Here is a 26,050-nt window from a genome sequence, read left to right as displayed (position 1 = left end):
CACAGACCTTATGCAGTACATCGATAACATAATTTTCCTGATTTTATTAGTTGCAGGTTTTGGACTGTTTGCGAAAAGCCTACAGAAGATCTATCGAAACATCAGATTAGGAAGAGATATCAACCGTAGCGATAGAAAACCCGAACGTTGGGAAACCATGGCAAGAGTAGCGATGGGACAAAGCAAAATGGTAAAACGCCCTGTTGCAGGGATTTTGCACCTTTTTGTATATGTAGGTTTCATTATCATTAATATAGAGCTCGTAGAGATCATTGTTGATGGGCTATTCGGGACACACCGCTTTTTGGCAACGATCTTAGGACATGGATTCTATAATGCTTTTACAGCAACATTGGAGATCCTGGCCCTTTTGGTAGTTATTGGTGTTGTTGTATTCTTTATCCGAAGAAATTTTTACGGAGTTAAAAGATTAACGATGAAAGAACTTTTCGGATGGCCAAAACAAGATGCGAACTGGATTTTGATTATTGAGTTTGCTCTTATGGTGGCTTTCTTTACAATGAATACTTCCGATTGGGTATTACAACAGAAAGGCTTACTTCCCGAACACGGAAGTTTCCCGATCAGTTCTACTATTCTGGCTCCGATCTTCAGTAACTTTGGCGACAGCTTTTTGTTCTTTACGGAAAGAGCCGCATGGTGGTTCCACTTTGTGGGGATTTTATTCTTCATGAATTATCTGTATTATTCAAAGCATTTACATATTATTTTGGCATTCCCGAGCACTTGGTATGCTAACCTGGAAAAGAAAGGGAAATTCAATAACCTGGAATCTGTTACCAAAGAAATTAAATTGATGATGGATCCTAATGCAGATCCGTACGCTGCACCGGCAGAAGGTACAGAAACAGATGTTCCTTCAAAATTCGGAGCAGAAGATGTATTTGATTTAAACCAGGTACAATTACTAAATGCCTATTCATGTACAGAGTGTGGAAGGTGTACTGCCGTATGCCCTGCTAATATTACAGGTAAAAAGCTTTCTCCGAGATTGATCCTTATGAAAACCAGAGACCGTCTGGAAGAAGTAGGAAGAAATATTGATAAAAACGGAAAATTTGTAGATGACGGTAAAAAGTTATTGAACGATTATATTACCAAAGAAGAACTTTGGGCATGTACTACATGTAATGCCTGTACTGAAGCTTGCCCTGTACTGCTTGATCCGCTTTCCATCATTTTTGATATGAGAAGATTCCTGGTGATGGAACAATCGGCAGCTCCACAGGAACTGAATCTGATGATGACCAATGTGGAGAACAATGCGGCTCCTTGGCAATACAATCAGGCCGACCGTTTAAACTGGGCCAATGATTAACGTTCACAAAATGAAAAAATTATTCTTCATTTTTATATTGATATCCGGCTTTCTGATGGCGCAATCTGCTGATCAGAAAAAGATCCTTGACGACTCCAGATCCATTATGGTACTGATGGAGAAAAAAGATTATAACGGAATACTGAACCTTACCCATCCGGCTATATTTGAAAAAATTAGCAAAGAAACAATGGTTGATGCATTCAAGACCATGTTTGAAGGTAATGAAGAGTTCAAAATAGAAATAGGAAAAATTGATGAAAATGCGTTTAAGGCTTCTGATGTTTTCTCCGGAAAAGATAATGTAAAGTACGCATTTGTTACTTTCCCGATGAATATGAAAATGACTTTTCTGAAAGAAAAATTTGATGACGAAAAGAAAAAAATGATGATCGGTATGATGGAAGTACAAGGGATGAAAGCCAGGTTTTTGAACGACAACACGATAGAGATGAGCAAAGAAAGCATGACTGTAGCCCTTAATGATAAGTCTACAGGGAATGTATGGAAATATGTGAATTACGATGAAACCAATCCGCTTTATGCATCAGTAATACCGACGGAAGTAATGAAGAAGGCCAAAGAATACTATGCGGATTTTTTAATTAAACAAAAAGAAAATGCAAATTAAAACAATGGCAGAATATGCTGCCGAAGGAAAATCGCCGGAAGTTTTGTTTTGGGTGGGTTGTGCCGGAAGTTTCGATGACCGTGCGAAAAAGATCACCAAAGCATTTTGCAAAATATTAAATAAAATAGGGGTAGACTTTGCCGTATTGGGACAGGAAGAAAGCTGTACCGGAGATCCTGCCAAACGTGCCGGAAATGAATTCGTTTTCCAGATGATGGCGTTAACGAATATTGAAGTTCTGAATGCCTATGAAGTAAAAAGAATTGTAACGGCATGCCCGCATTGTTTCAATACCCTTAAAAATGAATACCCAAGCCTGGGTGGCAATTATGAAGTAATGCACCACACTCAATTCCTGAAAAAACTGATGGAAGAAGGAAGGCTGAAAATTGAGGGCGGAGCTTTCAAAGGAAAAAAAATTACTTTCCATGATCCTTGCTATTTAGGAAGAGCCAATGATGAATATGAAGCACCAAGAATGCTTTTGGAAAAACTGGATGCCGAACTGGTGGAGATGAAGCGTTGCAGAACCAACGGCCTTTGCTGTGGAGCTGGAGGTGCACAAATGTTTAAAGAGCCTGAAAAAGGAAATAAAGACATCAATATTGAAAGGACGGAAGAAGCTTTATCTTTTGAGCCTAAAGTGATCGCAACAGGATGTCCTTTCTGTAATACGATGATGACAGACGGGGTGAAACACTTCAACAAGAATACGGAAGTTGCGGTAAAAGATATTGTGGAGCTTCTGGCAGAAGCGGAAGATTTATAAGCTTACCCATAAAAATAATTAAAAACTCAAGATGGATTCTTGAGTTTTTTTGTTTAAATCAGAACTCGAATTTATTTACTAATTTTGTACTTTAATGTATTGAAAAATGAAAATTGAAGAATCAAACGTCGTTGAAACAAACGACTACAGAGTTATCATATATCCGGCCTCAAGACCTTTCACAACCAAAGAAGCCAAGACAATTACCGAAAAGTTATTTGACTTTCTGGCAACCTGGGCTGCTCATGGAAAACCACTTTCTTCGTCATTTAAGATTGAAAAAAATCAATTTATCGTGATCTGTGTAGATGAAGAGAAAGAAATGGCTTCAGGATGCAGTATTGACGCTTTAGGAAAAGTCATGAGAGAAATTGATGCAGAATATCAATTAGGGTTATTTGACAGGATGAAAGCCAGCTATGTTGAAAATGGTGAAGTAAAAACACTAAAGCTTCAGGAATTCAAGGCCAGACTTAGAAACGGAGAATTATCAAAAGACATCGAAGTTTTTGATTTCTCAAAAAATACCTATCTGGATTTCCTAAGCCATTTTCTTTTGCCTTTGGATAAAAGCTGGGCCGCATCCATATAAAATGTAGTACATTAGAATAAATAGAAAGTGGAAGATATTTCCACTTTTTTGTTTTAAAGTATATTTGTAAAAGAACTAATAACTGATGTCTAAAATTCTTTTTTTAACGACTTCGCATAGCTATAATGATGACAGAATCTTCTACCACCAGGCAAAAGAATTGAAAAACTGTGGGCATGAAGTGAAAGTCTGCAGCCTTTATGCAGATTTTCAGGGGGATATTGATGGAATTGAAATAGAAGCCTTTGGGATTTTAGATCAAAGTATTAGCGAAAAAAAACGGAAGCTCCGGGAAGCAGGTGACCGCTTTCAGCCCGATTGCATTATCTGTTCGGAACCTTTAGCCGTAATGGCAGCGAAAAAGATTAAAAAAGCGAAAAAAATCAGCATCATCTATGATATTACCGAATGGTATCCTTCGATGAGAATGGTGGAAAGATATCCTTCTTTTTTAAAGCCTTTTCATGCCATCAAATTTTTTCTGATCCAACTGTATGCAGGATATCTAAGCACTCACTTTATTTTTGGCGAGAAGACCAAGAGGTTTCCTTTGGCATATGTGTTTCCATTCAAGAAAAATATTCTGCTCACATATTATCCTGATGATCGTTATATTGCAACCCATATCAAAAAGTTAGAATCCGGAAAGATTACCTTGTGCTACACCGGGCAAATGTCTGAAGAAAAAGGCATCGGAAATTTTTTTAAAGCAATAGATCAACTTAATAAAAAACGGCCTGAACTGCAAATTGATATTTTACTTATAGGAGGAACAAGGAAAGAAAAAGATGAAAAATATTTTCAGGATCAATTAGCTGAATATCAATTTGATAATGTCAGGATTGAAAAACCGGCATCATTTGAAAATTTTACACAAACCTATGCTTCTGCAGATATTTGTTTTGATTTAAGGGAGCTTAATTATGAAAATGACCATTGTCTTCCGATTAAAATATTCTACTATGCCGCTTCTGGTAAACCCGTGATTTATACAGACCTCACAGCAACAAGGCAGCATGTAGATGTATCAAAATTTGGATTTCTGGTTAACCCAAAAGATTCAGGATCAATTGCTGATATTATTTTAAATTATATTGATCATCCTGAAAGATATGATGATCATGCTTATAATGCCCGAATGGAATATGAGAAGAAGTATAACTGGAACATAATCCGGGATATATTTGTGGACTTCGTCCAAAAAGCACTATACTGAGATGAAGAATACTATTGTTAAGACTTTCATTTCCCGATTTTTAATACTGATATTAAATTTCGGACTTGTTATTTACTCTACCAATATGTGGGGGAGTGAAGGAAAGGGAGTCATTTCAATGGTGATCGCAGATTTAACGATTATAGGATTTTTCAGTAATATATTCGTTGGAAGCAGTGTTACCTATTTTGCCTCTAAATATAAAACCGAGCAAATACTTTTATATGCATACCTGTGGTCGATTCTGATCGGGATTTTTGTTCCTGTTATTTTCAGTATAATACGCCCGGTAGAATATTTGGGCTATCTGATTTGCTTATCGGTTTTTTCTTCGTTATTAGCTGCCAATATCAATTTGTTTGTGGGAAAACAGAATATCCGGATGTTTAATTTGTTCACCATTTTGCAGCAACTTGTACATATCGTTTTTATTCTTGCCATTATATACATCATAGGTATTACTTCCGTATCGGCTTATTTTCTGGCACAAACGGAATGCTATGCCTTCTTGTTTTTCCTTAGTTCATTTTTGTTACTCAGACGCTGTAAAATGGCTAATGTATCGTTTTCTGTACCTATCAGAAATACCATGTTCAATTACGGATGGAAAATCCAGCTAAGTTCTTTTTTGCAATTCCTGAACAATAGGCTTTCTTTTTATTTCTTGGAATACTACAAAGGAATCGTAAGTGTGGGGATATTTTCAATAGGAGTCGCTTTCTCCGAAGCTATTTGGACGGTAAGCAGGAGCCTGGCTATTGTACTGTATTCGGATTTGGTGAATGATGAAAATGAGAATGTGGCTATTGAAAAGACGAAAATCTCCCTTAGAATCAGTTTTTTTACCACATTGCTTTTTATTGCAGGAATTTTACTATTGCCTGCTCAATTTTACGTGATGATTTTTGGGAGTGATTTTCACCAGACAAAGCAGATCATTTTGCTTTTATCGCCGGGGATTTTAGCCATAGCAACCAGTAATATTATAGGCTACTATTTTGCAGGGATCAACAAGCTCCGGATTTTGAACGCCAAATCCCTGATCGGAGTTGTCTTCACCATCATTTCTTCTTTTTACATTATTCCGCGATGGGGAATTACCGGTGCATGTATTGTAACCTCTATATCGTATTGTTTATCATCAGCATTGCTGTTCTGGAAATTTTACCAGATCACGGAATTTCATATTCAGGATTTTTTCATTTCCAAAAACGAATTTCAAATTCTGCTCAATAAATTATCGAAGAATAGAATGAAGTAATGATTGTTAATTTACACCGGATTGGTTAATCTACTGATAAATGCTCCGGGAAATTAAAATAAGTTTTATCTTTGCTGATAATGAGGAACATCGTATTTGGAATATTAGTCGTATTTTTCGCCCTGCTGAGCTGTAGAAGTGGTGATGAAGATTCTTTGCAGCAAATAGATCAGATATTGAATCTTTATATCAAAAACAGTGCGGGACAGGATCTTCTGAGTAATAAAACACCGGGCTATTTTTTTGCTTTCCCTATGAATGATACCAACGGAAATACCAATTCGGCACCGGTTAATGCTGCTCTGAAAATGAGAGTGGATTCTACCTATTATATTGAATATGTTGCGGGAGCAAAAAGACTGACACTGGATTCCATAAGTCCGGAGGACAGGACTTATCATTCCGTCATTGCATTGGCCTTAAGAAGAACGGTAAATAACGTCACAGATACCATTAACGATACATTGGAAATTCAATACCACTGGACGCCTTCCGCATTTCAGGTCTCGAAAGTGTATTACAATCACGAGCTGAAATTTACCAAAGAACCCGGTTTACCCAATGTAGTGACTATCGTAAAATAATTTTTTAAATTTGTACAACTGTCAGAATCAAAGTCATAAGATAACTGACAATCTAATAACTAACATCTAAATAAAATGTTACAAGTCAATTTTTTACGCGATAACAAAGAGCGCGTTTTAGAAGGTCTGAAAAAAAGACAATTCAAAAATCTTGAGTTGGTGGATGAAGCTATTGCTACTGACGATGAAAGAAAAAAAATTCAGTTTGAATTAGATTCGCAACTTTCCGAAATCAATAAAATCTCCAAAGAAATCGGGCTTTTAATGAAAGAGGGAAAAAAAGAAGAAGCTGAATCGGCAAAATCTAAAACAGCACAATACAAGGAATCGAGTAAAGAATTACAGTCCCAATTAGACGTAAAGGAAAAAGCTTTATTAGATATTTTATACCAGATCCCGAATGTTCCAAGTGAGTTGGTAAAAAGCGGAGCATCTGCAGATGATAATGAAATCATTTATCAGTCTCACGACGTAGCAGGTTTAGGGGAAGGCGCTATTCCTCACTGGGAGCTTGCTAAGAAATATAACCTTATCGATTTTGAATTAGGGGTGAAAATTGCAGGAGCAGGATTCCCTGTTTATTTCGGCAAAGGAGCGAGGTTACAGAGAGCTTTGGTACAGTATTTCTTGGACAAAAACGTGGATAAAGGATATATTGAAGTTAATCCGCCTCATGTTGTAAATGAAGCATCAGGTTATGGAACAGGGCAATTACCGGATAAAGAAGGTCAAATGTATTATATCGGAGCAGATGATTTGTATCTGATTCCTACAGCTGAAGTTCCTGTAACGAATTTATACCGTGATGTTTTATTTGACGAAAAAGACCTTCCGGTTAAAAATACGGCTTTCTCTCAATGCTACAGAAGAGAAGCAGGAAGCTATGGAGCTCACGTAAGAGGATTGAACCGTCTTCATCAGTTTGAAAAGGTTGAGATTGTGAGAGTGGAAAAACCTGAAAACTCTTATGCTGTTTTAGAGGAAATGGTAGAGCACGTAAAAGAGATTTTGACGGATCTTGAATTGCCTTTCAGAATATTAAGGCTTTGCGGTGGAGATATGGGATTTGCATCGGCGATGACCTATGATTTCGAAGTATGGAGTGCAGCTCAGGAAAAATGGCTGGAAGTGAGTTCTGTTTCTAACTTTGAAACTTTCCAGGCGAACCGTTTGAAATGCCGTTACAAAACGGAAGGAAAGTCTCAGTTGGTTCACACGTTAAATGGTTCCGCAATGGCGCTTCCTAGAATTATGGCAGCTCTTCTCGAAAACAACCAGACTGCAGAAGGGATCAAGCTTCCTAAGAAAGTTGCAGAGTATGCAAGATTTGATTTGATTAATTAAGATGACAAATCTTAATTCTATAAATAAAAAACCACCGGATTCCGGTGGCTTTTATTTTATTCTGTGACAATAACTATTTTCTTATCTGAATTTTTGAGGGCTTTTTTATCCTTAGCGTCACCAAACAAGGCATCTAAATCATAATTGATCCTTACGGAGTAATTATCTATTTTGGAAACCCAGTCATGCTTTCCGGTAATGGATTTAATTTTATTCTCAAATTTCAATGTGGTTCCCACACTTTTGTACATCATTTTCATCATGCTTCCTGCCTGTTCTGCTGAAATTTCACCATCTCCCATATCTTTTCCGGACATGATCTCTTTTAAGCCATCCAAGCTGAACTGGTCTGTATTGATCACTAATGTTTTTCCATCCCAGGAATTCAATGCCATCTGATCGATAGGTAATTTTTCCTCTTTGGAAAAATTTGTAAGACCGTCATAGTCAGCTTTTGTAAAGTGATCCATTTTTAGAGAAAGACCGGTTATTTCTTTACCCTCGGCATTAGACTTCATAAATATTTTCTTCATGATCTTAATAGAATCCGGATCCTGGGTTTTTAATTTACCTTCTTTTTTCTCCATCTCATAAAGACTGGTCCATGTTCTTGGAAGCTTTTCCAGTTCGGCTAATTCTTTTTGATCATTTTTAGCAGAGTCCGGAACCATAGATTTCATCATTTCCATGGCATCCCTCATATCAAGATCCATTACCGTTGTAGAGGCAGAGTCTTTATGATAAGTAATTTCGGAGTTCACTGAACAGGATTGTAATACGAAAAGGCAGATTGCGAAAAGGAATAATACATTTTTTTTCATAATATTAGTTTTTAAATATTAATGACAATTGGTTGAATGATTATGTTTACTATGATCTCCTTCTAAATGACATGAGCCCTGGTTGTCTTTGGAAATAGTCATCGCTTCAGCTCTTGGAGAAATATAGGGAATTCCAAGTTCCAATCCTCTTATGATAAATAATCCGCCTAAAATAATCATAACTACCGGAATGACTTTCAATACTTTTATTCTGAAAGCCTGATTCATGAGATTTCCGACTAAAACTACCGCAAACATAAATGGGAGAGTTCCCAATCCGAATAAAGCCATATATAAAGCTCCCTGCCATATTCCTCCACCGGCTAAGCTGGCCGTTAAAGCCATATAAACCATTCCGCAGGGAAGAAATCCATTGAGGATACCCGTAGTAAATCTTGAGCGGTAATCCGCCTTTTGAAGTAGTCTTCCTAAATTGGATTTTACAGAAAACAGAAATTTGGAAAAGAAAGGTATTTTAGAAGCAAAATCTTTTCCCCCGAATGAGAATAGGGCCATTATAATCAGCAAAATACCTACCGCAATGGTTAAATACTTCTGGAAACCGGCCATTTCAAATCCTTCTCCGATGATACCCAATAGACCACCCAGTAAAGCATACGTAAAAATTCTTCCGAACTGATAAGTAAGGTTCTGAAGGTAATAATTCGCAGCCTGCTTCTTCGTTAATCCCATCGACAAAGCAATAGGGCCGCACATCCCGATACAATGAAATCCGGAAGCAAAGCCCAAGCCGATAGCCGATATGAGAAGTGTTATTTCCATATCACATCATAATCCATTCTGTAGTCTGTTTTATCTTTTGTCCACATCAGTCTTAAGGTGTAATTCCCTGCTTTTAATACCTGAGCAGGAATCAGAAAAGATTGTGTGGCATCAAGCTGTACAGATTTTTTTACGTCTAAATTTTGATCGTCGGTCCTGTTTAAAACAAATTTTACCGTGGTATTGGAATTATTGTAGTCTTTAGGAAATGTTATTTTAATTCCTTCTGCAGACTGGCTGTAAGCAGGCTTTTCCTGCAGGTTGTCTGCTCTTTTCTTAGCATCAATTACATCTTGGTATTGTAATTCTTCTTCATAGTAATTATCCGTTACCATTTCAGAATTCTTCTGCCCATTCGGGAAAAGGAACAACATGGATAAAATAAATATTATGAATGCAAATAATGCAATAACAACACCGTGTCCCCAACTCAAGTTTTTCATCTTTAAAAATTAAAATTGTAATTTAAATGGTCCTTCAAAATAAGTCTGGTAAGAATCGATGAGCTTACCTTTTGTATCATAAACTCCGATCGTGATATTCTGTTTGGAAAGTTTCATTTCGTTTTCAGGGAAACTGATATTGATGGTCCCTTTTGAAATTTTATCTCTTTCTACCGGAATTTTGCTTGAAGCGCTGTAAATAACTTCACCATGTGCCGGCTCAAGTACTTTTATGGTGACAATCTTCTTCTCGTTCGTCTTATTTAAGAAAGTATAGTTATAGGTATTGGTAATTTTACCGTCCCTTACAAAGAAGGTGCTTCCTGCCGGTTTAATGAATTTAGCCTCCATTTCTCCACGGTTATAAAGAAGATAGCCTAAGAATCCAACCAACAAGACAAGGAATACCGTGAAGCCTTTCATTCTTCCTGTGAACTTGAATCCGGTTTGTTTTTCTATTTCGTTTTCAGAGGCGTATCGGATCAGGCCTTTTGGAAGACCCACTTTTTCCATTACTTCGTCACATGCATCAATACAAGCCGTACAGTTTACACATTCTAATTGCTGCCCGTCTCTGATGTCAATTCCGGTAGGACATACCACCACACACTGGTGGCAATCAATACAATCCCCTTTACCTGCTGCTTTTCTGTCTTCTCCTTTTCTCCATTTAGCCCTGTTCTCCCCACGTTTAAAGTCATAAAATACATTGATGGTATCTTTATCGATCAACACTCCCTGTAATCTTCCGTAAGGACAAACCAGTGTACATACCTGTTCTCTGAACCAGGCAAATACAAAGTAGAAGGCTGCCGTAAGAAGGATCATTACGATAAAATTAGTAGGATGGGCAAAAGGCCCTTCCGAAATAATTCTTAATACCTCTTCATAGCCCACAATATACATGAACATAAAATGGGTTATGATTAAAGAGATAATAATGTAAATGCTCCACTTCAGTCCTCTTTTCCAGATCTTCTCACTGTTCCATTCCTGTCTGTCCAGCTTCATCTGCTTATTTCTGTCTCCTTCAATCGCATATTCTATTTTACGGAAAATCATTTCCAGGAAAATTGTCTGAGGACATATCCATCCGCAGAAAATTCTACCGAAAGCAATCGTAAATACAATAATGAATATCAAAGAAGCAATAGCTCCTAATGTAAGGATGAAAAAATCTTGTGGATAGAAAGGTTGTCCGAAAATGAAGAACTCTCTATCGATAACATTAAATAAGAGTAATGGGTTGCCATTGATTTTAATAAACGGAACCGCAAAATAAATAAGTAATAAAATATAGCTTACAACATTTCTATAGTTGGTATATCTGCCTTTAGGTTTTCTTGGGAAAACCCATTTTCTTTTTCCGGATTGCTCCATAGTCCCTATAGAATCTCTGTAAGTTTCAGGGTCCAGAACCTGTCCCTGTCCGCCGCGTACTTCTATTTCTTCTATGTCTGACATGTTGTATAGGTTTAAAAAAAGAAAAACATAATTCGTTACTATTTTTTTTCTAATAACAAATTATGTTTTTCATATGTTTTCTAATTTCTTTTTAAAATTATTCTTTTTCCCAATGTGCTTCTGTTCCCTGAGGAGCAGCACCACCCTGAGCCGGCGTTACCGGAGGTTGTTCCTGATTGATATGATATACATAGGCTGCAATCTTTTCAATCTCTGCACCGGAAACCTCACCGTTTTTACCGAAAGGCCTCATCGAAGGGTTCGTAGGTGAACCATTCCAGTCCATATGGAAAACAGTTTTGAATAGCGTTTTCTCAGGCTGGTTGATCCAGTAGTTATCCGTTAAGTTCGGACCGATACCTCCACTACCATCTTCTTTGTGACAAGACGCACAGTTTGTTTTAAATAATTCTTTTCCTTCCGCAATATTGTCTGCTGAATATTTAGCAGTTTCAATGGTTACAGGAGGCTGAGATTTTTGAAACTCTTCAATGCTTGCAATCTGCTCTTTATATTCTACTTCATATTCACTGATCGGGTGTGCGAAGTCTGTGAAAGTAAATGCCGCAACATATACAATACAAAAAGCAGTCCCAAACCAGAATAAACCTACCCACCATTTTGGTAATTGATTATCCAGCTCCATGATCCCATCGAAACCGTGGTCGATAAGGATATCTTTTTCTTCAGCCGCAGATTGTTTTTTGAAGGCTGCATTATATAATCTCTTGAAGTAAGGAACTTTCTTTTCAGCTAAATAAGCTGCCTTTTCTTCAGGACTTAGTTTTTTGAATTTATTATTCTCAATTAAATCTCCAATTGCACTGTGGATATAAGCTAAAATACTTCCTATTACAATAGTTCCCCAGAAATAAGGTGAAGATAAAAACGAATAGCTTTGAACAAACAAATAATAAAAAACTATTAAAAGTCCAGTTATTATTAAAATGTTTACAAAAACCGGTGTTCTTTGTTTCATAATAAAGTTTAATTTTTAAAATCAGATTCATCAGCGTCATCCTCAAGAGGCGCCTCTTCTTCTTCCTTGTAATATTTTTTAGGCCTGCTAAAAACATAAATTACCAAGGCTACGAAGAACAGCATAAAGAATATCAGAGCCAATGTCTGGTAAAAGCCAGCATTTTCAGTATTGGATAATATATCTTTAAAATTCTGAGGAATCATGAATTGAACCTTTTAATGTTTTAGTTATTACTTGCTGTTTTTATCTCAGTTGTTTTGATATCAGTTCCCAATCTTTGTAAATAAGAGATAAGAGCTACAATTTCTTTTTTCTCCAATTCACCTTTAGGTCTCTTAGCATATGCATCTTTCAGGTCGGTAGCTTCAGAGAAGATATCTCTTACGATTCTTGCCGCTTGGTTATCTGCCCATTTGTTGGCAGAATCTATTTCAGCTTTAGTGTATGGTACTTCAAATGCATTTTTCATTAATACCATTTTGTCAACCATTTTAGATCTGTCTAAGTTATTAGCAATTAACCAAGGGTAACGAGGCATAATGGAACCTGCGGAAGTAGATCTTGGGTTATACATGTGCTTGTAATGCCAAGAACTTGGGTTTTTACCTCCTTCTCTATGCAAATCCGGTCCTGTTCTCTTAGAACCCCATAAGAATGGTCTGTCATATACAAATTCTCCAGCTTTTGAATATTGCCCGTTTTTACCATTGAATCTTACGATCTCATCTCTGAACGGTCTTACCATCTGGGAATGACAAGCGTTACAACCTTCACGGATATAAATATCTCTACCTTCTAGTTCTAGTGGAGAATATGGCTTTACTGCTGAAATGGTAGGTACACTCTTCTTAAGAGATAGAGTCGGGATGATTTCCACTGAACTACCGATTGAAATCGTTAAGAAAGATAAGATCCCTAATAAAACTGGTGTTCTTTCTAACCAAAGGTGAGTTCCTTCTCCTTCTTTTCTGTTTTTGCTGATGTTAGCTAAAGCAGGTGCTTCCGCAGGAACTTCTTTCTGGAATGACCCTGCTCTTACTGTTTTATAAAGGTTAACCACCATTAAGATAGCTCCTGAAAGGTAGAATGCTCCACCTAAGAATCTCATTTTGAAGTAAGGAATAATAGCGGTAACGGTATCCAGCCAGTTTTTCCATACTAAAGTTCCGTCCGGGTTGAACTGCTTCCACATTAACCCTTGAGTGAACCCAGAAATATACATAGGTACTGCATAGAAAATAATTCCTAATGTACCTAACCAGAAATGCCAGTTAGCTAATTTTACAGACCAAAGTTTAGTTCTCCACAAGATTGGGATCAAATAATAGATCACCCCAAATGCCATGAAACCATTCCATCCAAGAGCACCTAAGTGTACGTGACCAATAACCCAGTCTGTAAAGTGACCAATTTTGTTGATGTTTTTAGTTGCTAAAAGGGGACCTTCAAATGTTGCCATACCATAGCAGGTAACTGCAACTACGAAGAATTTAAGGATAGGATTTTCTCTCACTTTATCCCAAGCTCCTCTTAACGTAAGAAGACCATTTAGCATTCCTCCCCAAGATGGTGCAATAAGCATGATAGAGAAACCTGTTCCCACAGCCTGTGCCCAAGCCGGAAGTGCTGTATACTGAAGGTGGTGAGGACCAGCCCAGATATATACGAAAATTAATGACCAGAAGTGAATAATAGATAACTTATAAGAGAATACCGGTCTGTCCGCTGCTTTAGGTAAGAAATAATACATCAAACCAAGAACCGGAGTCGTTAGGATAAATGCAACTGCATTGTGACCATACCACCACTGTACGATAGCATCTTTTACCCCTGCATATGCTGAATAAGATTTCCAGCCTGTGAATGATAACGGAACCTCTAAGTTGTTAAAGATATGAAGCATTGCTACTGCAATCCAGGTACCGATAAAGAACCAGATCGCTACATAAAGATGTCTTACTCTTCTTTTCGCAATCGTTAAGAACATATTCGCTCCGAATACGATCCATGAGAATGCGATTAAAATGTCAATCGGCCATTCGTGTTCTGCGTATTCTTTAGAAGTATTGATCCCCATAAAGAAGGTAATATAGGCAGCGATAATCATGATCTGCCATGTCCAGAAATGTATCCATGATAAAGTATCACTGTACATTCTTGTCTTCAATAGTCTCTGTAATGAGTAATAGACTCCCACAAATACACTGTTACATACAAATGCAAAAATTACAGTTGTTGTATGCAGCATTCTTATTCTTCCGAATCCAAACGCTCCCTGTGTATCGATCAAGCCTTGTATATTGCCGGAGGCTAAGCTTTTAATGGTTGTATCATCCGTTCCAAAGAAAAACTCGGGAAGCTCAGGATAGAAAAGCATTAAGGCTGCTGTAAGCCCAAACAAAAACCCTATGATCCCGAAAGCAACGGTAGCATAAAGGAATGCCCGGACAATATTGTTGTCATAACTAAACTTTTGTGTTTCCATATCAACTATTCACTTTTTTCTTCAATTTTTTTATTGTCTCCTTTTTCTTGCAGGTCTGTTTCTTTGTTGCCAACCTTTTCCTCCTCTTTTTCCTTGATTTCATCAGAGTCAAAAAGGATTCTTACAGCTGGAGATTCGTCGTCCTCAAACTGTCCTTTTCTGGCGTTGACTATAAAAACGACCAGGAAAATTGCAGCCAAAGAAACGCTGCATAAGATCATTAAATATAGAATATCCATTGGACAACAAAATTAACCAATTTTCGGGGTTCAAATTTAGTGAAAAATAATGACATTCATCACGAAATACGGATTTCAGCTAATTTAAAATCAGTCTAAATAAGCGTGTTTCAGGCTTGTTTCCTGAAATATTTTCTACCCAAGATCCAAGTTGAAAGTGTGGTGAATGTAACCACCGTAATAGAACTTATCGGCATGATGATCGCAGCAAAAAGAGGATGCATGTGTCCTGTGACTGCGTAACTTAAACCAACAATATTGTACAAAAAGCTGATTATGAATGTCATTTTCACAATCGTTATAGAGCCTTTGCAAACATTCAGGTAATTGTCCAGGGTGACTACTTTATCCCCATTCATTATCACATCGGAAGATGGGGTGAAAGTATTGGTGTCGTCAGAAATAGCAATTCCAACGTTGCTTTGTTTCAATGCTCCGGCATCGTTTAAGCCATCTCCAAGCATGGCTACTTTTAAATTCTTGTCCTGAAGATTTTTAATGTAATTCAACTTGTCCTCCGGGCTTTGGTTAAAGGCCATTTCCTCGTAGTTAGGAATCAGTTCTTTAAGCTGATTTTCTTCAGAAGAATTATCTCCACTCAGGATGAAAATCTTGTAATTGATGAGTCGCTGAAACAGGTTTTTAAGGTTTCCCCGGTACTCATTTTTAAAGATGAATTTTCCTAAAAACTCATCATTTTTGCTGATGTAAACTGCTGTTTCAAGGTTTTTGGATTCCTGGTTGTTATAGCGGGCAGAACCTATTTTGTACACATTTCCCCTTACATGGGCAAGATATCCTTTTCCTGAAATTTCTTCAAAATTCTCCACCGGGAAATAATTATCATGGATGTCCAAAAACTCGTACAAAGATTTGGAAAGAGGGTGGTTGGAGTTCTTCAGCAAAGTTTTGATGTTGGCTAAGTCAAATTCCTGAATTTCAGAACCTTCGTAAGCAATATTTGATTTTTTTCTATGAGTGATGGTCCCTGTTTTGTCAAAAACAATAGTATCAAGTTTCGCAATCTTTTCAATCGTCAAAGTGTCCTTTACATAGAATTTATTTCTGCCCAAAATCCTCATAATATGCCCGAATGTAAAGGGCGCTGAAAGAGCTAAGGCACAAGGACATGCAATGATTAGAATGGCGGAAATCACCTGGAACATTTTCTCAAGGTCAATAAAAGACCAATAAATCCCTGAGATCAATGCGATGCCTAAAATGATGAAAGTGAAGTATTTACTGATGTTATTGGTGAGAGTGTCAAGTCCGGTTTCATGTTTTTTGAAAGCCTCTTTATTCCAAAGCTGGGTTAAGTAACTTTGATCAACATTCTTGATTACTTCAAGCTCCAATGATGAACCTATTTGTTTTCCTCCTGCAAAAATCTTATCTCCCGGTTGCTTACTGATGCTTACGCTTTCTCCGGTAATGAAACTGTTGTCGATATTCCCTTCACCATTGATCAAAACGGCATCCACAGGAATGATTTCCTGATTTCTTACCAGTATTCTGTCGCCAATTTTGATCTCAGAAAGTAAAATATTTTCCTGTTTTCCTTCAAAATCAACTTTGGTAACCGCAATTGGATAAAAAGATTTATAATCCCGGTCGTAGGAAAGCGCATTATAAGTTCTTTTCTGAAAGATTTTACCTAAAAGCATGAAGAATAAAAGGCCGCACAATGTGTCAAAATATCCGGGGCCGTAATCTGTTGCAATCTCATAAATACTTCTTCCGTAGAGTACGAGAATTCCTAAAACAATCGGAACATCAATGTTGACTATTTTGTTTTTTAGGCCGTACCATGCAGATTTGTAATAATCTGATGCGGAATAGAATACAACAGGCGTTGCCAATAAAAACATCAGTATTCTGAAAAGCCCTTTGTAATGGTCCATCCAATAATCTTCACCGCCAATATATTCGGGGAAAGCAAGGAACATTCCATTGCCAAAAGCGAAGCCTGCAATAGCAAACTTTACCAAAAGAGACTTATCGAGGTGATCAACATTTTTTTCCGCAGTTTCTAAACTAATGACCGGTTTATACCCCAGGTTCGTTAGGAATTTAGCTAATTCACTTAACTTTAGGTTATTATGATTGAAAGAGATCTGTAGGGTCTTTCTGGTGAAATTAACTTGCGAATATTTAATATCCCTATTCAGGGTATGGAGGCTTTCCAATAGCCAAATGCATGAAGAGCAATGGATTACGGGGATCTTGAACGTGACCAGGCTGGTTGCTCCTTCAGAGAAATCAGTTACCTTTTCAAAAATCTCAGGAGTATCCAGGTAATCGAAATGGGATGAGTTTTCATCGCTCGGGCGAATTCCTGCCTTTTTATTTAATTCGTAAAAATTACTTAAATTATTGATGTTCAGAATTTCGTAGACAGATTTACAGCCGTTGCAGCAAAAAGTCTTTTCATCAAAAAGAATTCTTTCCTTTTCTATACCTTGTCCGCAATGATAACAGTTCTCGCTCACCTTCATAAAATATTGACTTACAAAATTATAACAATTTTTTTTGTTTATCGAGTTAAAATGTTCTATTTTTGTGATAAATGTCATGTAAAATGCCTCAGGAAAAACAGTTAGCGATTGAAGAAAGATTTGCCAGAGTTTTTAATGATAAATCATTTAAAGAAAGACTTTCCAGCGCAGATTTCGAAAAATATATTAATGCCAAAAAAAGATTGAGTTTTCAGAAACACGATACTATTTTCGAGGACGGCGAGACTCCGAAAGGAGTGTTTGTTTTGGAAAAAGGAGCGGCAAAATTATCGAAGTCAGGGGCTTTCGGGAAAGATCAGATTTTAAGATTTATTAAAGAAGGCGATATTATAGGATATCGATCTCTGCTTTGCGGGGAAAATTTCCAGGCGAAAGCTGAAGCTATGACAGACATTGAATGTGTCTTCCTGCCTTCTGAGATTTTCATGCATCTTTTGGAAGTTGATCCTCAATTATCATTTGTAATGCTTCAGAAAATTGCATATGAATTGGGAGAATCATCCAATACCATTACTTTCCTTGCCCAAAAAACAGTAAGAGAAAGATTGGCGGAAATTTTATTACTTCTGGAGCAGAAACTGGGAGTGGATCCGGAAGGGTTCATCAAAATTTCTTTAACACGAGAAGAAATCGCCAATATCATAGGAACAGCTACGGAAAGTGCCATCCGATTGATTTCCGAATTCAAGCAGGATCATCTCATCGAAGTGGATGGCAGAAACATCAAAATCTTGAATCACGACAAACTAATGAAACTAGGACACGTAGTTTTATAATCCATACAAAAATACAAGTCGGCGAAAGCCGACTTTTTAACTTTTAAACATACAATAATTATGTCTGTTCATTCTGAAATTAAAAAAGTTACTACCGAAACCTTACGAAAAATGAAATTCGATAAGGAAAAGATAACCATGCTCACAGCTTATGATTTTACTACCGCTAAAATGGTAGATGCAGGAGGGATTGATGCCGTACTGATAGGAGATTCTGCCGCAAATGTAATGGCGGGATTCGAAACTACGTTGCCAATTACTTTAGACCAGATGATCTACCATGCGCAGAGTGTGGTTAGAGGGATCGACAGAGCTTTGGTAGTAGCAGATTTACCTTTCGGAACCTATCAGAGTAATCCGGAAAAAGCATTGGAATCTGCGGTGAGAATGATGAAAGAGGGAGGAGCTCATGCGGTGAAGATCGAAGGAGGTAAAGAAATTTCAAAATCAATCAAGAAAATCATCAATGCCGGAATTCCGGTAATGGGGCATCTAGGATTAACGCCACAATCCATCTATAAATTCGGAACCTATAAGGTAAGGGCAAAAGAAGAAGCGGAAGCAGAAAAATTAATCAATGATGCGAAGCTTCTGGAAGAATTAGGGTGCTTTTCTGTGGTGTTGGAAAAAATTCCTGCCGATCTGGCAAAGCAGGTTTCTGAGAGCATTTCTATTCCAACCATCGGAATCGGAGCAGGCCCTCATTGCGACGGACAGGTTTTGGTGTATCATGATATGGTAGGAATGAATAAAGATTTCACCCCAAAGTTTTTAAGGAGATATCTTGATCTTTATACTGAAATTACCGGGGCAGTTGCCCAATATGTGAAAGATGTGAAAAGCGTTAATTTCCCAAACGAAAAAGAAAGCTATTAATTTTATGAAGAATCAACAGACAACACAAGGGGTTATTTCTATTATTGCCTTAATTTGCCTTGCGGCAGGATGGTTTAATCTATTTTCTCCTGAAATTAACAACCTGCTTTCCAGGAAAGTGTTCTATATCTTAATTGGGATTAGCTTTTTCTTACAGGCGCCTATGCTTTCCAACAAAAATTTTATGTATGCGATGTATGGTGCTGCAGCACTTTGTATTATCGGTGCGCTTTTCCCACCCGAATGGAAAATTTCAGGAATAAAAACTTTAGGAGTTCTGGGCGGTATTATTCTATCATTCTCAAACAGACCAAGCTATCGACAGTAAGTGATGGAGGAACAGATTGTATATGAAGACAACCATCTTTTGGTGATCAACAAAAAAGTGGGGCAACTTGTACAGGGAGATAAGACTGGAGATGAATCTTTACTGGAATCAATCAAGAATTTTATAAAAGTAAGGGATAACAAACCGGGGAATGTATTTCTTGGATTAGTTCATCGTATTGATCGCCCTACGTCTGGTCTTGTTATTTATGCTAAAACTTCCAAAGCACTTTCCCGACTTACGCAGATGGTGAAAAACAGGGAAATAAAAAAAACATACTGGGCGGTGGTTGCTAAAGAGATGATTCCTCAAACACAACGGCTTGTTCATTATTTGAAGAAAAACGAAAAAAATAATAAGGCAATTGTTTTTCCTAAAGCTACTGATGGGGCAAAAGAAGCCATTTTAACATACACTGTTATTAAAAACCTTGATAATTATCTGCTTCTTGAAATTGACCTAGAAACGGGAAGGCATCATCAGATCAGGGCACAGCTATCTAAAATAGGAGTTCCGATAAAAGGCGACTTAAAATACGGATCACCGCGTTCCAACCCGGATGGTGGAATTAACCTTCATGCAAGAAAGCTTGAATTTATTCATCCTGTAACCAAAGAAGAAATAAAGATTATAGCATCGGTCCCGCAAAATGATTCAGTTTGGAGGGCTTGTGAATAGAATTTTCTTAAAAATTGGTTTTCTGAAAATTAAATTACTGCAAAGAGTGGCAATAGCTACTCTTTTTTTCTTTGAATAAAAAATTTTGTAAAAATATTTTTTTAATTTTTTTTTCTTTTTTACTAAAAGGTTGTTTTTGCGTAATATGCATTATGAGGCGGCTTAAAAGGGGTTGTTTTTGTTAAATAATTCAAAATAAAATGAATTATTCATATATATTGTCTAAATTATGCTATTTTGAAAATTTTCATATATTGTATTTCAAATTATCCCCTATGAAGCAATTTTATAATTCAAGAATTTTCAAAAATTCCAATAAGAGCTATTTAATAGCAATAGTATTTTGTTTTCTGCTGTTATCAGGATCATTTTCATTAATGAATGCTCAGGTAAAATCCTACTCGTTTGCTCAATCTACAGGTACTTTTACAGCTATTACAGGAGGAACTGTCTTAGGAACAGCTACAGCAAACTCAGGTGCAGCCAGCTTGTATAATGTCTCATATCCTGTTACCATGCCATTTCCTTTTAATTTTAATGGCAAGATTTATAATGATCTGAAAGTAGCCTCTAATGGTTATATTTCTTTTGGTGGAACAGATGATCCAATAGACAATACACCAATAAGCGGAACTGAAAACTGGGGTGGTGCAGTTTCAGCTTGGGGAAGAGCTCTGAATACGATGTTTAACATTAATAATACTACGGGAGATATAAGATGGGAAACTTTAGGAATAGCTCCCAACAGAGAAATGGTAATCCAATGGACTAATTTTAGACCCAGCTATAGTACAAGTACAACAACAGTGTATGCTTTTTCTTTTCAAATCCGTTTAAAAGAAACGTCCAATGAAATTATCACAACATATAATTCGGGATCATATCTAGCAGGAACCTCAACGGTTTCAGGGAGTGCACAAATAGGCCTCCGCGGAGCAACAAACAATGATTATAATAACCGTTTGAATGCAAGTTCATTAGCTTTTGCCAGTTCTAATCCCGGAACTGCCAATACAAGTACTCAGGCTTACAGCACTTCTGCAACGGCTGTTTCTGGTATGCCTCCGGCTGGGCTTACCTATACATGGACTCCGCCTACCTGTTTCGCACCTACTATAACAACGTCTTCATCCACGACAAACTCAATTACGGTTAACTGGGCAGGTCCTACACCTTTACCAAGCACTTATGATGTATATTACAGTACTTCCAATACTCCGCCGATAAATACCACAACCCCAACAAATCCTAATATTTCTGGGACATCTGTAACAATTAATTTATTAGCTCCCGCAACATTGTACCATGTCTGGGTGAGATCTAATTGCGGAGCCGGAAATACAAGTGGCTGGACTCCGGTGGCTTTGTCTATTCAAACGCTTTGTCAGCCACCTGCGATATTAACAACAGCCGGTGCTACAGTATGCCCGAATAGTACTGCAACCTTATCGGCAACGGCAGAAGTAAATGCAGATGTAAAATGGTATGATGCTGCCACGGGAGGTAATCTTATAGGCACCGGAAACACCTACACTACACCAGCTCTTACTACTACAACCCACTATTGGGTGGCTGCTTCAAATATTGGGACTACCAAAAATGTCGGACCTGCTACACCTGCCAGTTTAGGAGCAAGTAATAATACAAACACCGCCTGGGATCTATTATTTACAGTAAATACACCTTTAACATTAAAAACAGTTGACATATTTTCAGGCACAGCTAATCAAACCGGGACCATTGAAATACTTGATGCATCCGGAGCACCAGTGGGTATAATACCTTTTGTAACAACAGGTGCAGGAAATGCAACCCCACAGACAATAACATTGAATATATATTTACCTGCAGGCAATTATTCGATGAGAAGGTCCGGAGGAGCAAATTTATACAGAAACTCAGCGGGTGCAACTTTTCCATATTCTACACCAGAATTGGTGATTACCGGAACTACTTTTACCAACTACCCTGCGTATTACTTCTATTTTTATAATTTGAGTTTTACTAGCGGTTGTGGAGAATCTTCTCGTCAGCAAGTAACAGCAACAGTGGATGCCACAGGTTGTTTGGCAACTTCCGAAACGAATGCCAAAGATCAGATGAAGATATATCCAAATCCGTTCAGGGATGTAGTAACCATTACAGATATTGAAAAAATAAAATCTATTCAGGTACTTGACGCTTCAGGAAGAAGGGTTAAAACCATTGAAAATGTAACTTCTAAAGAAATCAATCTGGGTGATTTGAAATCAGGGCTGTATATTCTTAACCTGATGCTGAAAGATGGAAACATCAGTAATGTAAAAGCAATCAAGCAATAAATTTTAAATCAGAAAATAATGCGTCCGGAGGTCTACGATCTCCGGACTTTTTGTTTTTCGGAAATATGAATTTTGTGCATTCTGAAAAAATACCTAACTTCGTCCCATACTTTAGGGGTGTCTGTTGACCAACAGACTGAGACTTTACCCTTTGAACCTGATCTGGATTATACCAGCGTAGGGAAAAGTAAATGACTTTTGCTGTACATTCTATTGTACAATATGAGCCATTCCTAAAGTGTATCAATAAAAATTTAGGAATGGAACTTATAATCAACCACACCCGAAAAACATTTCATGAATTTCCGGAAAACCTGGAAGCGTTAATGGCTATTGAAGCTTCCGGAAGGAAAAAAGGAATCGCAGTAGCGCTCAACAACCGTATTGTTCCCCAGTCAGAATGGGCGGTGACACTTCTCAAAGATCATGATTCAATTTTAATTATTACTGCCACCCAGGGTGGATAAATTCTCATATATAAACCAATATTTATGGCTCATTCAATCACATGTTCGCCATTTCCGAACTCAAAGAAAATTTACGTTGAAGGAAATATATATCCTATCAATGTTGCAATGCGTGAAATACAGCTTAGTCCAACGAGACTTACCAATGGGACACTGGAAGAAAATCCGCCCGTTACGGTTTACGATACTTCAGGACCCTATACCGATGAAAATGCAAAAATCGATATTTTAAAAGGGCTTCCAAGGATTAGGGAACAATGGATTCTGGACAGACAAGATGTAAATATTTTAGATGGGATCTCATCAGAATATGGAAGAGCCAGATTAGCAGATCCAAAACTTGATGAACTGCGCTTTGCATATGACCATAAACCTAAAATTGCTGCTGAAGGAAAAGAAATTACCCAACTTTACTATGCGAAACAGGGAATCATTACTCCCGAAATGGAATATGTGGCGATCAGGGAAAACCAGCGTATAGAACAGCTGGGTTCTGTTTCCAAAGAGATGGCATTTCAACATGCAGGAAACAGTTTCGGAGCCCATACCCCGAAAAATAAAATAACTCCTGAATTTGTAAGAGATGAAATCGCAGCAGGAAGAGCCATCATCCCAAATAATATCAACCATCCTGAAAGTGAGCCGATGATTATTGGCAGGAATTTTCTGGTGAAGATCAATGCGAATATAGGAAACAGTGCTGTATCTTCAAGCATTGATGAAGAAGTGGAAAAAGCAGTATGGGCCTGTCGTTGGGGAGCAGACACCATTATGGATTTGTCGACAGGGAAAAACATCCATGAAACAAGGGAATGGATCATCAGGAACAGCCCGGTTCCTATCGGGACAGTTCCTATTTATCAGGCGTTGGAAAAAGTAAAAGGAGTTCCGGAAAATCTTACCTGGGAAATTTTTAAAGATACTTTGATTGAACAGGCAGAGCAGGGAGTTTCCTACTTTACCATTCATGCAGGGGTTTTACTACGGTATATTCATTTAACGGCTAATCGGGTAACGGGTATTGTTTCCAGAGGAGGTTCCATTATGGCAAAATGGTGTTTATACCACCATAAAGAAAACTTTTTATACACCCATTTCGAAGAAATATGTGAGATCATGAAAAGATATGATGTTGCTTTTTCTCTGGGGGATGGGCTTCGTCCCGGTTCCATCGCAGATGCGAATGATGCAGCCCAGTTTGCAGAATTGGAAACACTGGGAGAACTGACAAAAATAGCGTGGAAACATAATGTACAGGTGATGATCGAAGGACCAGGTCACGTTCCGATGCATATGATCAAAGAAAACATGGATAAGCAATTGAAAGAATGTCATGAAGCACCATTCTATACTTTAGGGCCTCTAACCACGGATATTGCTCCGGGTTATGATCACATTACCTCAGGAATAGGGGCGGCCATGATCGGATGGTTCGGATGTGCGATGCTTTGCTATGTAACTCCAAAAGAGCATTTAGGACTTCCCAATAAAAAAGATGTGAAAGACGGGGTAATCACTTATAAGTTAGCGGCACATGCTGCAGACTTAGCAAAAGGACATCCCGGTGCGCAATACAGGGATAACGCTTTAAGCAAAGCCAGATTTGAATTCAGATGGGAAGATCAGTTCAATCTGTCATTGGATCCGGATACGGCAAGAGCTTATCATGATGAAACACTTCCTGCCGAAGGAGCAAAGATCGCTCATTTCTGTTCTATGTGCGGCCCGAAATTCTGCTCCATGAAGATTACTCAGGAAATCCGTGAATCTGCGGAAAAAGGAATGCAAGATAAATCACAGGAATTTATAGAAAAAGGTAAAGAAATTTATATATGATCATTGTTATCACTCCTGAACAAATTATTCCGAATGAAATTGAAACCATAGATCAACTTTTTCAGGAAGGCTTGGATTTGCTTCATATCAGAAAACCTTTTATTAATAATGAAAAAATGAAAAATTTTCTGGATGGGATAGATTCGTCATACCATGCTCAGTTGGTATTACATAATCATTACGATTTGGGAAAAGAATATCATATTTCCAGATTTCATATCAGGGAAAAAGACAGGTTGGAAAGATGCATTAGTCAATTCAATGGCCAAATTCTTTCAACATCAGTTCATAATATGACGGCATACAACAAATTAGAAAAGGAATGGGAATATTCATTCGTAAGTCCGGTTTTTCCCAGCATTTCCAAAAAAGGATATGGAGAAGATGCAACGGTTTTGGAGGATATTAAACATCGGAATAACCCTGATGTGAAATTGATCGCCCTTGGTGGAATACACGAAAATAATATTCAAAAAGTCTTAGAAAGCAAAGCAGACGGAGTGGCTTTATTAGGCGCAATATGGGAAAATGAACAACCTCTAAATGTATTCAGAAAATGCAAACAGTTCGTCCTTTCGTCATGAGCATTGCGGGATATGACCCCAGTGGTGGGGCGGGTTTATTGGCAGATATCAAAACAATGGAACAATTACAGGTGATGGGTTTCGGGGTTTGCACAGCAATGACCTTACAAACGGAATCTCAGTGCTTAAGCCTGGAATGGCACTTATTGGACAGAATTTTGAAATCCATCGATGTTTTAATCAAGAAATATCACGTCCGGGTAGTAAAAATAGGCGTTGTGAAAGATGCGATGATGCTTACTGAAATTGTAAAAAAAATTAGAGCAAACAGCTCAAATGTTAAAATTGTTTGGGATCCTGTATTGAAAAGCACGTCAGAGTTTACCTTCTTTGATGTGAATACGCTTTCTCTTTTGAAAAATGTTTTGGATCAAATTGATTTAATCACTCCCAACTATAATGAATATAAGATTTTAGAAGAAAACCATCTTTTGGATCAGTATGAATGTGCAATTCTCATCAAAGGAGGACACAGAGATGATCAATTAGGAGTAGATGTTTTAATAGATAAAGGAAGAGAAGTCTCTCTACAGCCCAATGAAGAAATTTCAGAATATTTTTCAAAGCATGGCTCCGGTTGTGTGCTTTCTTCAGCTATTGCAAGCTGGCTGGCTCAAGGAGAAAGCTTAGAAGTTTCCTGCAGAAAAGCCAAACTCTATATCGAACAATTTTTAAAAAGCAATCCTTCTTTATTAGGATTTCATTCAACTTAACT

At 37.6% G+C, this 26,050-nt stretch carries 26 protein-coding genes and 1 riboswitch; of the genes, 17 read left to right on the top strand and 9 right to left on the bottom strand.

The features are described from left to right. Positions 1-10 precede the first annotated feature (10 nt). The 8 genes from ACGHIN_RS04480 (at position 11) to serS (ending at position 7,736) form a co-directional block, all read left to right on the top strand. Positions 11-1,339: a 4Fe-4S dicluster domain-containing protein gene (locus tag ACGHIN_RS04480; RefSeq protein ID WP_390451173.1), complete on the top strand. Its 1,329-nt coding sequence runs from the start codon at positions 11-13 to the stop codon at positions 1,337-1,339. 10 nt (positions 1,340-1,349) lie between these two features. After that, positions 1,350-1,970, top strand: a complete 621-nt coding sequence (locus tag ACGHIN_RS04475) for a hypothetical protein (RefSeq protein WP_390451171.1) — start codon at positions 1,350-1,352, stop codon at positions 1,968-1,970. Then, positions 1,960-2,739 (top strand): (Fe-S)-binding protein, encoded by a 780-nt coding sequence (locus ACGHIN_RS04470; RefSeq protein WP_390451169.1) that lies wholly within the window; start codon positions 1,960-1,962, stop codon positions 2,737-2,739. The genes ACGHIN_RS04475 and ACGHIN_RS04470 overlap by 11 nt, the downstream gene beginning before the upstream one ends. 106 nt (positions 2,740-2,845) lie before the next feature. Continuing rightward, complete coding sequence (locus ACGHIN_RS04465) at positions 2,846-3,331, top strand: hypothetical protein (protein ID WP_390451168.1); 486 nt, start codon at positions 2,846-2,848, stop codon at positions 3,329-3,331. Positions 3,332-3,416: 85 nt separating this feature from the next. Then, positions 3,417-4,547, top strand: a complete 1,131-nt coding sequence (locus tag ACGHIN_RS04460; protein ID WP_390451166.1) for a glycosyltransferase — start codon at positions 3,417-3,419, stop codon at positions 4,545-4,547. Between the two features lies 1 nt (position 4,548). Next, a complete protein-coding gene (locus ACGHIN_RS04455) occupies positions 4,549-5,808 on the top strand; it encodes a lipopolysaccharide biosynthesis protein (protein WP_390451165.1) in 1,260 nt (419 codons plus the stop codon). An 80-nt stretch (positions 5,809-5,888) separates the two neighbouring features. Next, a complete protein-coding gene (locus ACGHIN_RS04450) occupies positions 5,889-6,392 on the top strand; it encodes a hypothetical protein (RefSeq protein WP_390451163.1) in 504 nt (167 codons plus the stop codon). Between the two features lie 75 nt (positions 6,393-6,467). After that, a complete protein-coding gene (gene serS / locus ACGHIN_RS04445) occupies positions 6,468-7,736 on the top strand; it encodes a serine--tRNA ligase (protein ID WP_390451162.1) in 1,269 nt (422 codons plus the stop codon). A gap of 56 nt (positions 7,737-7,792) precedes the next feature. Here the strand turns inward: serS and ACGHIN_RS04440 are convergent, their stop codons facing one another. From ACGHIN_RS04440 to ACGHIN_RS04400, 9 genes are all read right to left on the bottom strand, one after another. Beyond that, positions 7,793-8,557, bottom strand: coding sequence for a hypothetical protein (locus ACGHIN_RS04440; RefSeq protein ID WP_390451160.1), 765 nt, complete (start codon positions 8,555-8,557; stop codon positions 7,793-7,795). An 18-nt stretch (positions 8,558-8,575) separates the two neighbouring features. Further along, positions 8,576-9,340, bottom strand: a complete 765-nt coding sequence (locus ACGHIN_RS04435) for a sulfite exporter TauE/SafE family protein (RefSeq protein WP_390451159.1) — start codon at positions 9,338-9,340, stop codon at positions 8,576-8,578. Further along, a complete protein-coding gene (locus ACGHIN_RS04430; RefSeq protein WP_390451157.1) occupies positions 9,331-9,783 on the bottom strand; it encodes a FixH family protein in 453 nt (150 codons plus the stop codon). The genes ACGHIN_RS04435 and ACGHIN_RS04430 overlap by 10 nt, the downstream gene beginning before the upstream one ends. A 9-nt stretch (positions 9,784-9,792) precedes the next feature. Then, complete coding sequence (gene ccoG / locus ACGHIN_RS04425; RefSeq protein ID WP_390451155.1) at positions 9,793-11,247, bottom strand: cytochrome c oxidase accessory protein CcoG; 1,455 nt, start codon at positions 11,245-11,247, stop codon at positions 9,793-9,795. Between the two features lie 97 nt (positions 11,248-11,344). After that, complete coding sequence (locus ACGHIN_RS04420; RefSeq protein WP_390451153.1) at positions 11,345-12,226, bottom strand: cbb3-type cytochrome c oxidase N-terminal domain-containing protein; 882 nt, start codon at positions 12,224-12,226, stop codon at positions 11,345-11,347. A gap of 8 nt (positions 12,227-12,234) precedes the next feature. Continuing rightward, the gene (locus ACGHIN_RS04415; protein WP_123264268.1) at positions 12,235-12,432 is read right to left on the bottom strand and encodes a cbb3-type cytochrome oxidase subunit 3; all 198 of its coding nucleotides are present in this window, start codon (positions 12,430-12,432) and stop codon (positions 12,235-12,237) included. Between the two features lie 20 nt (positions 12,433-12,452). Next, on the bottom strand, positions 12,453-14,714 hold the full coding sequence (gene ccoN, locus ACGHIN_RS04410; RefSeq protein WP_390451151.1) for a cytochrome-c oxidase, cbb3-type subunit I: 2,262 nt from the start codon (positions 14,712-14,714) through the stop codon (positions 12,453-12,455). 5 nt (positions 14,715-14,719) lie between these two features. After that, on the bottom strand, positions 14,720-14,953 hold the full coding sequence (gene ccoS, locus ACGHIN_RS04405; RefSeq protein WP_123264270.1) for a cbb3-type cytochrome oxidase assembly protein CcoS: 234 nt from the start codon (positions 14,951-14,953) through the stop codon (positions 14,720-14,722). A 110-nt stretch (positions 14,954-15,063) separates the two neighbouring features. Further along, positions 15,064-17,442, bottom strand: coding sequence for a heavy metal translocating P-type ATPase (locus tag ACGHIN_RS04400; protein WP_390451149.1), 2,379 nt, complete (start codon positions 17,440-17,442; stop codon positions 15,064-15,066). Between the two features lie 89 nt (positions 17,443-17,531). On the opposite strand from ACGHIN_RS04400, the gene ACGHIN_RS04395 reads away from it, so the two are divergent. From ACGHIN_RS04395 to ACGHIN_RS04355, 9 genes are all read left to right on the top strand, one after another. Next, positions 17,532-18,245, top strand: a complete 714-nt coding sequence (locus ACGHIN_RS04395) for a Crp/Fnr family transcriptional regulator (RefSeq protein WP_390451147.1) — start codon at positions 17,532-17,534, stop codon at positions 18,243-18,245. Between the two features lie 60 nt (positions 18,246-18,305). Then, a complete protein-coding gene (panB, locus tag ACGHIN_RS04390; RefSeq protein ID WP_390451145.1) occupies positions 18,306-19,121 on the top strand; it encodes a 3-methyl-2-oxobutanoate hydroxymethyltransferase in 816 nt (271 codons plus the stop codon). A gap of 4 nt (positions 19,122-19,125) precedes the next feature. After that, the gene (locus tag ACGHIN_RS04385; protein ID WP_390451143.1) at positions 19,126-19,449 is read left to right on the top strand and encodes a hypothetical protein; all 324 of its coding nucleotides are present in this window, start codon (positions 19,126-19,128) and stop codon (positions 19,447-19,449) included. Continuing rightward, positions 19,450-20,127 carry an RluA family pseudouridine synthase gene (locus tag ACGHIN_RS04380; protein WP_390451141.1) on the top strand — a complete coding sequence of 226 codons (678 nt, stop codon included), beginning with the start codon at positions 19,450-19,452 and terminating at the stop codon, positions 20,125-20,127. A 275-nt stretch (positions 20,128-20,402) separates the two neighbouring features. Continuing rightward, positions 20,403-22,448 (top strand): Ig-like domain-containing protein, encoded by a 2,046-nt coding sequence (locus tag ACGHIN_RS04375; protein WP_390451140.1) that lies wholly within the window; start codon positions 20,403-20,405, stop codon positions 22,446-22,448. Between the two features lie 103 nt (positions 22,449-22,551). After that, positions 22,552-22,649: riboswitch (TPP riboswitch) on the top strand. A gap of 59 nt (positions 22,650-22,708) precedes the next feature. Continuing rightward, entirely contained in the window at positions 22,709-22,915 is a 207-nt protein-coding gene (gene thiS / locus ACGHIN_RS04370) for a sulfur carrier protein ThiS (protein ID WP_390451138.1), read from the top strand. A gap of 24 nt (positions 22,916-22,939) precedes the next feature. Beyond that, entirely contained in the window at positions 22,940-24,751 is a 1,812-nt protein-coding gene (gene thiC, locus ACGHIN_RS04365) for a phosphomethylpyrimidine synthase ThiC (RefSeq protein WP_390451136.1), read from the top strand. Further along, positions 24,748-25,335, top strand: a complete 588-nt coding sequence (locus ACGHIN_RS04360) for a thiamine phosphate synthase (protein WP_390451135.1) — start codon at positions 24,748-24,750, stop codon at positions 25,333-25,335. The genes thiC and ACGHIN_RS04360 overlap by 4 nt, the downstream gene beginning before the upstream one ends. Continuing rightward, on the top strand, positions 25,308-26,048 hold the full coding sequence (locus ACGHIN_RS04355) for a hydroxymethylpyrimidine/phosphomethylpyrimidine kinase (protein ID WP_390451133.1): 741 nt from the start codon (positions 25,308-25,310) through the stop codon (positions 26,046-26,048). The genes ACGHIN_RS04360 and ACGHIN_RS04355 overlap by 28 nt, the downstream gene beginning before the upstream one ends. Positions 26,049-26,050 lie beyond the last annotated feature (2 nt).

The organism is Chryseobacterium barbadense (assembly GCF_042849955.1).
GTDB lineage: Bacteria > Bacteroidota > Bacteroidia > Flavobacteriales > Weeksellaceae > Chryseobacterium.
This window is presented reverse-complemented; position numbering and strand designations above follow the sequence as displayed.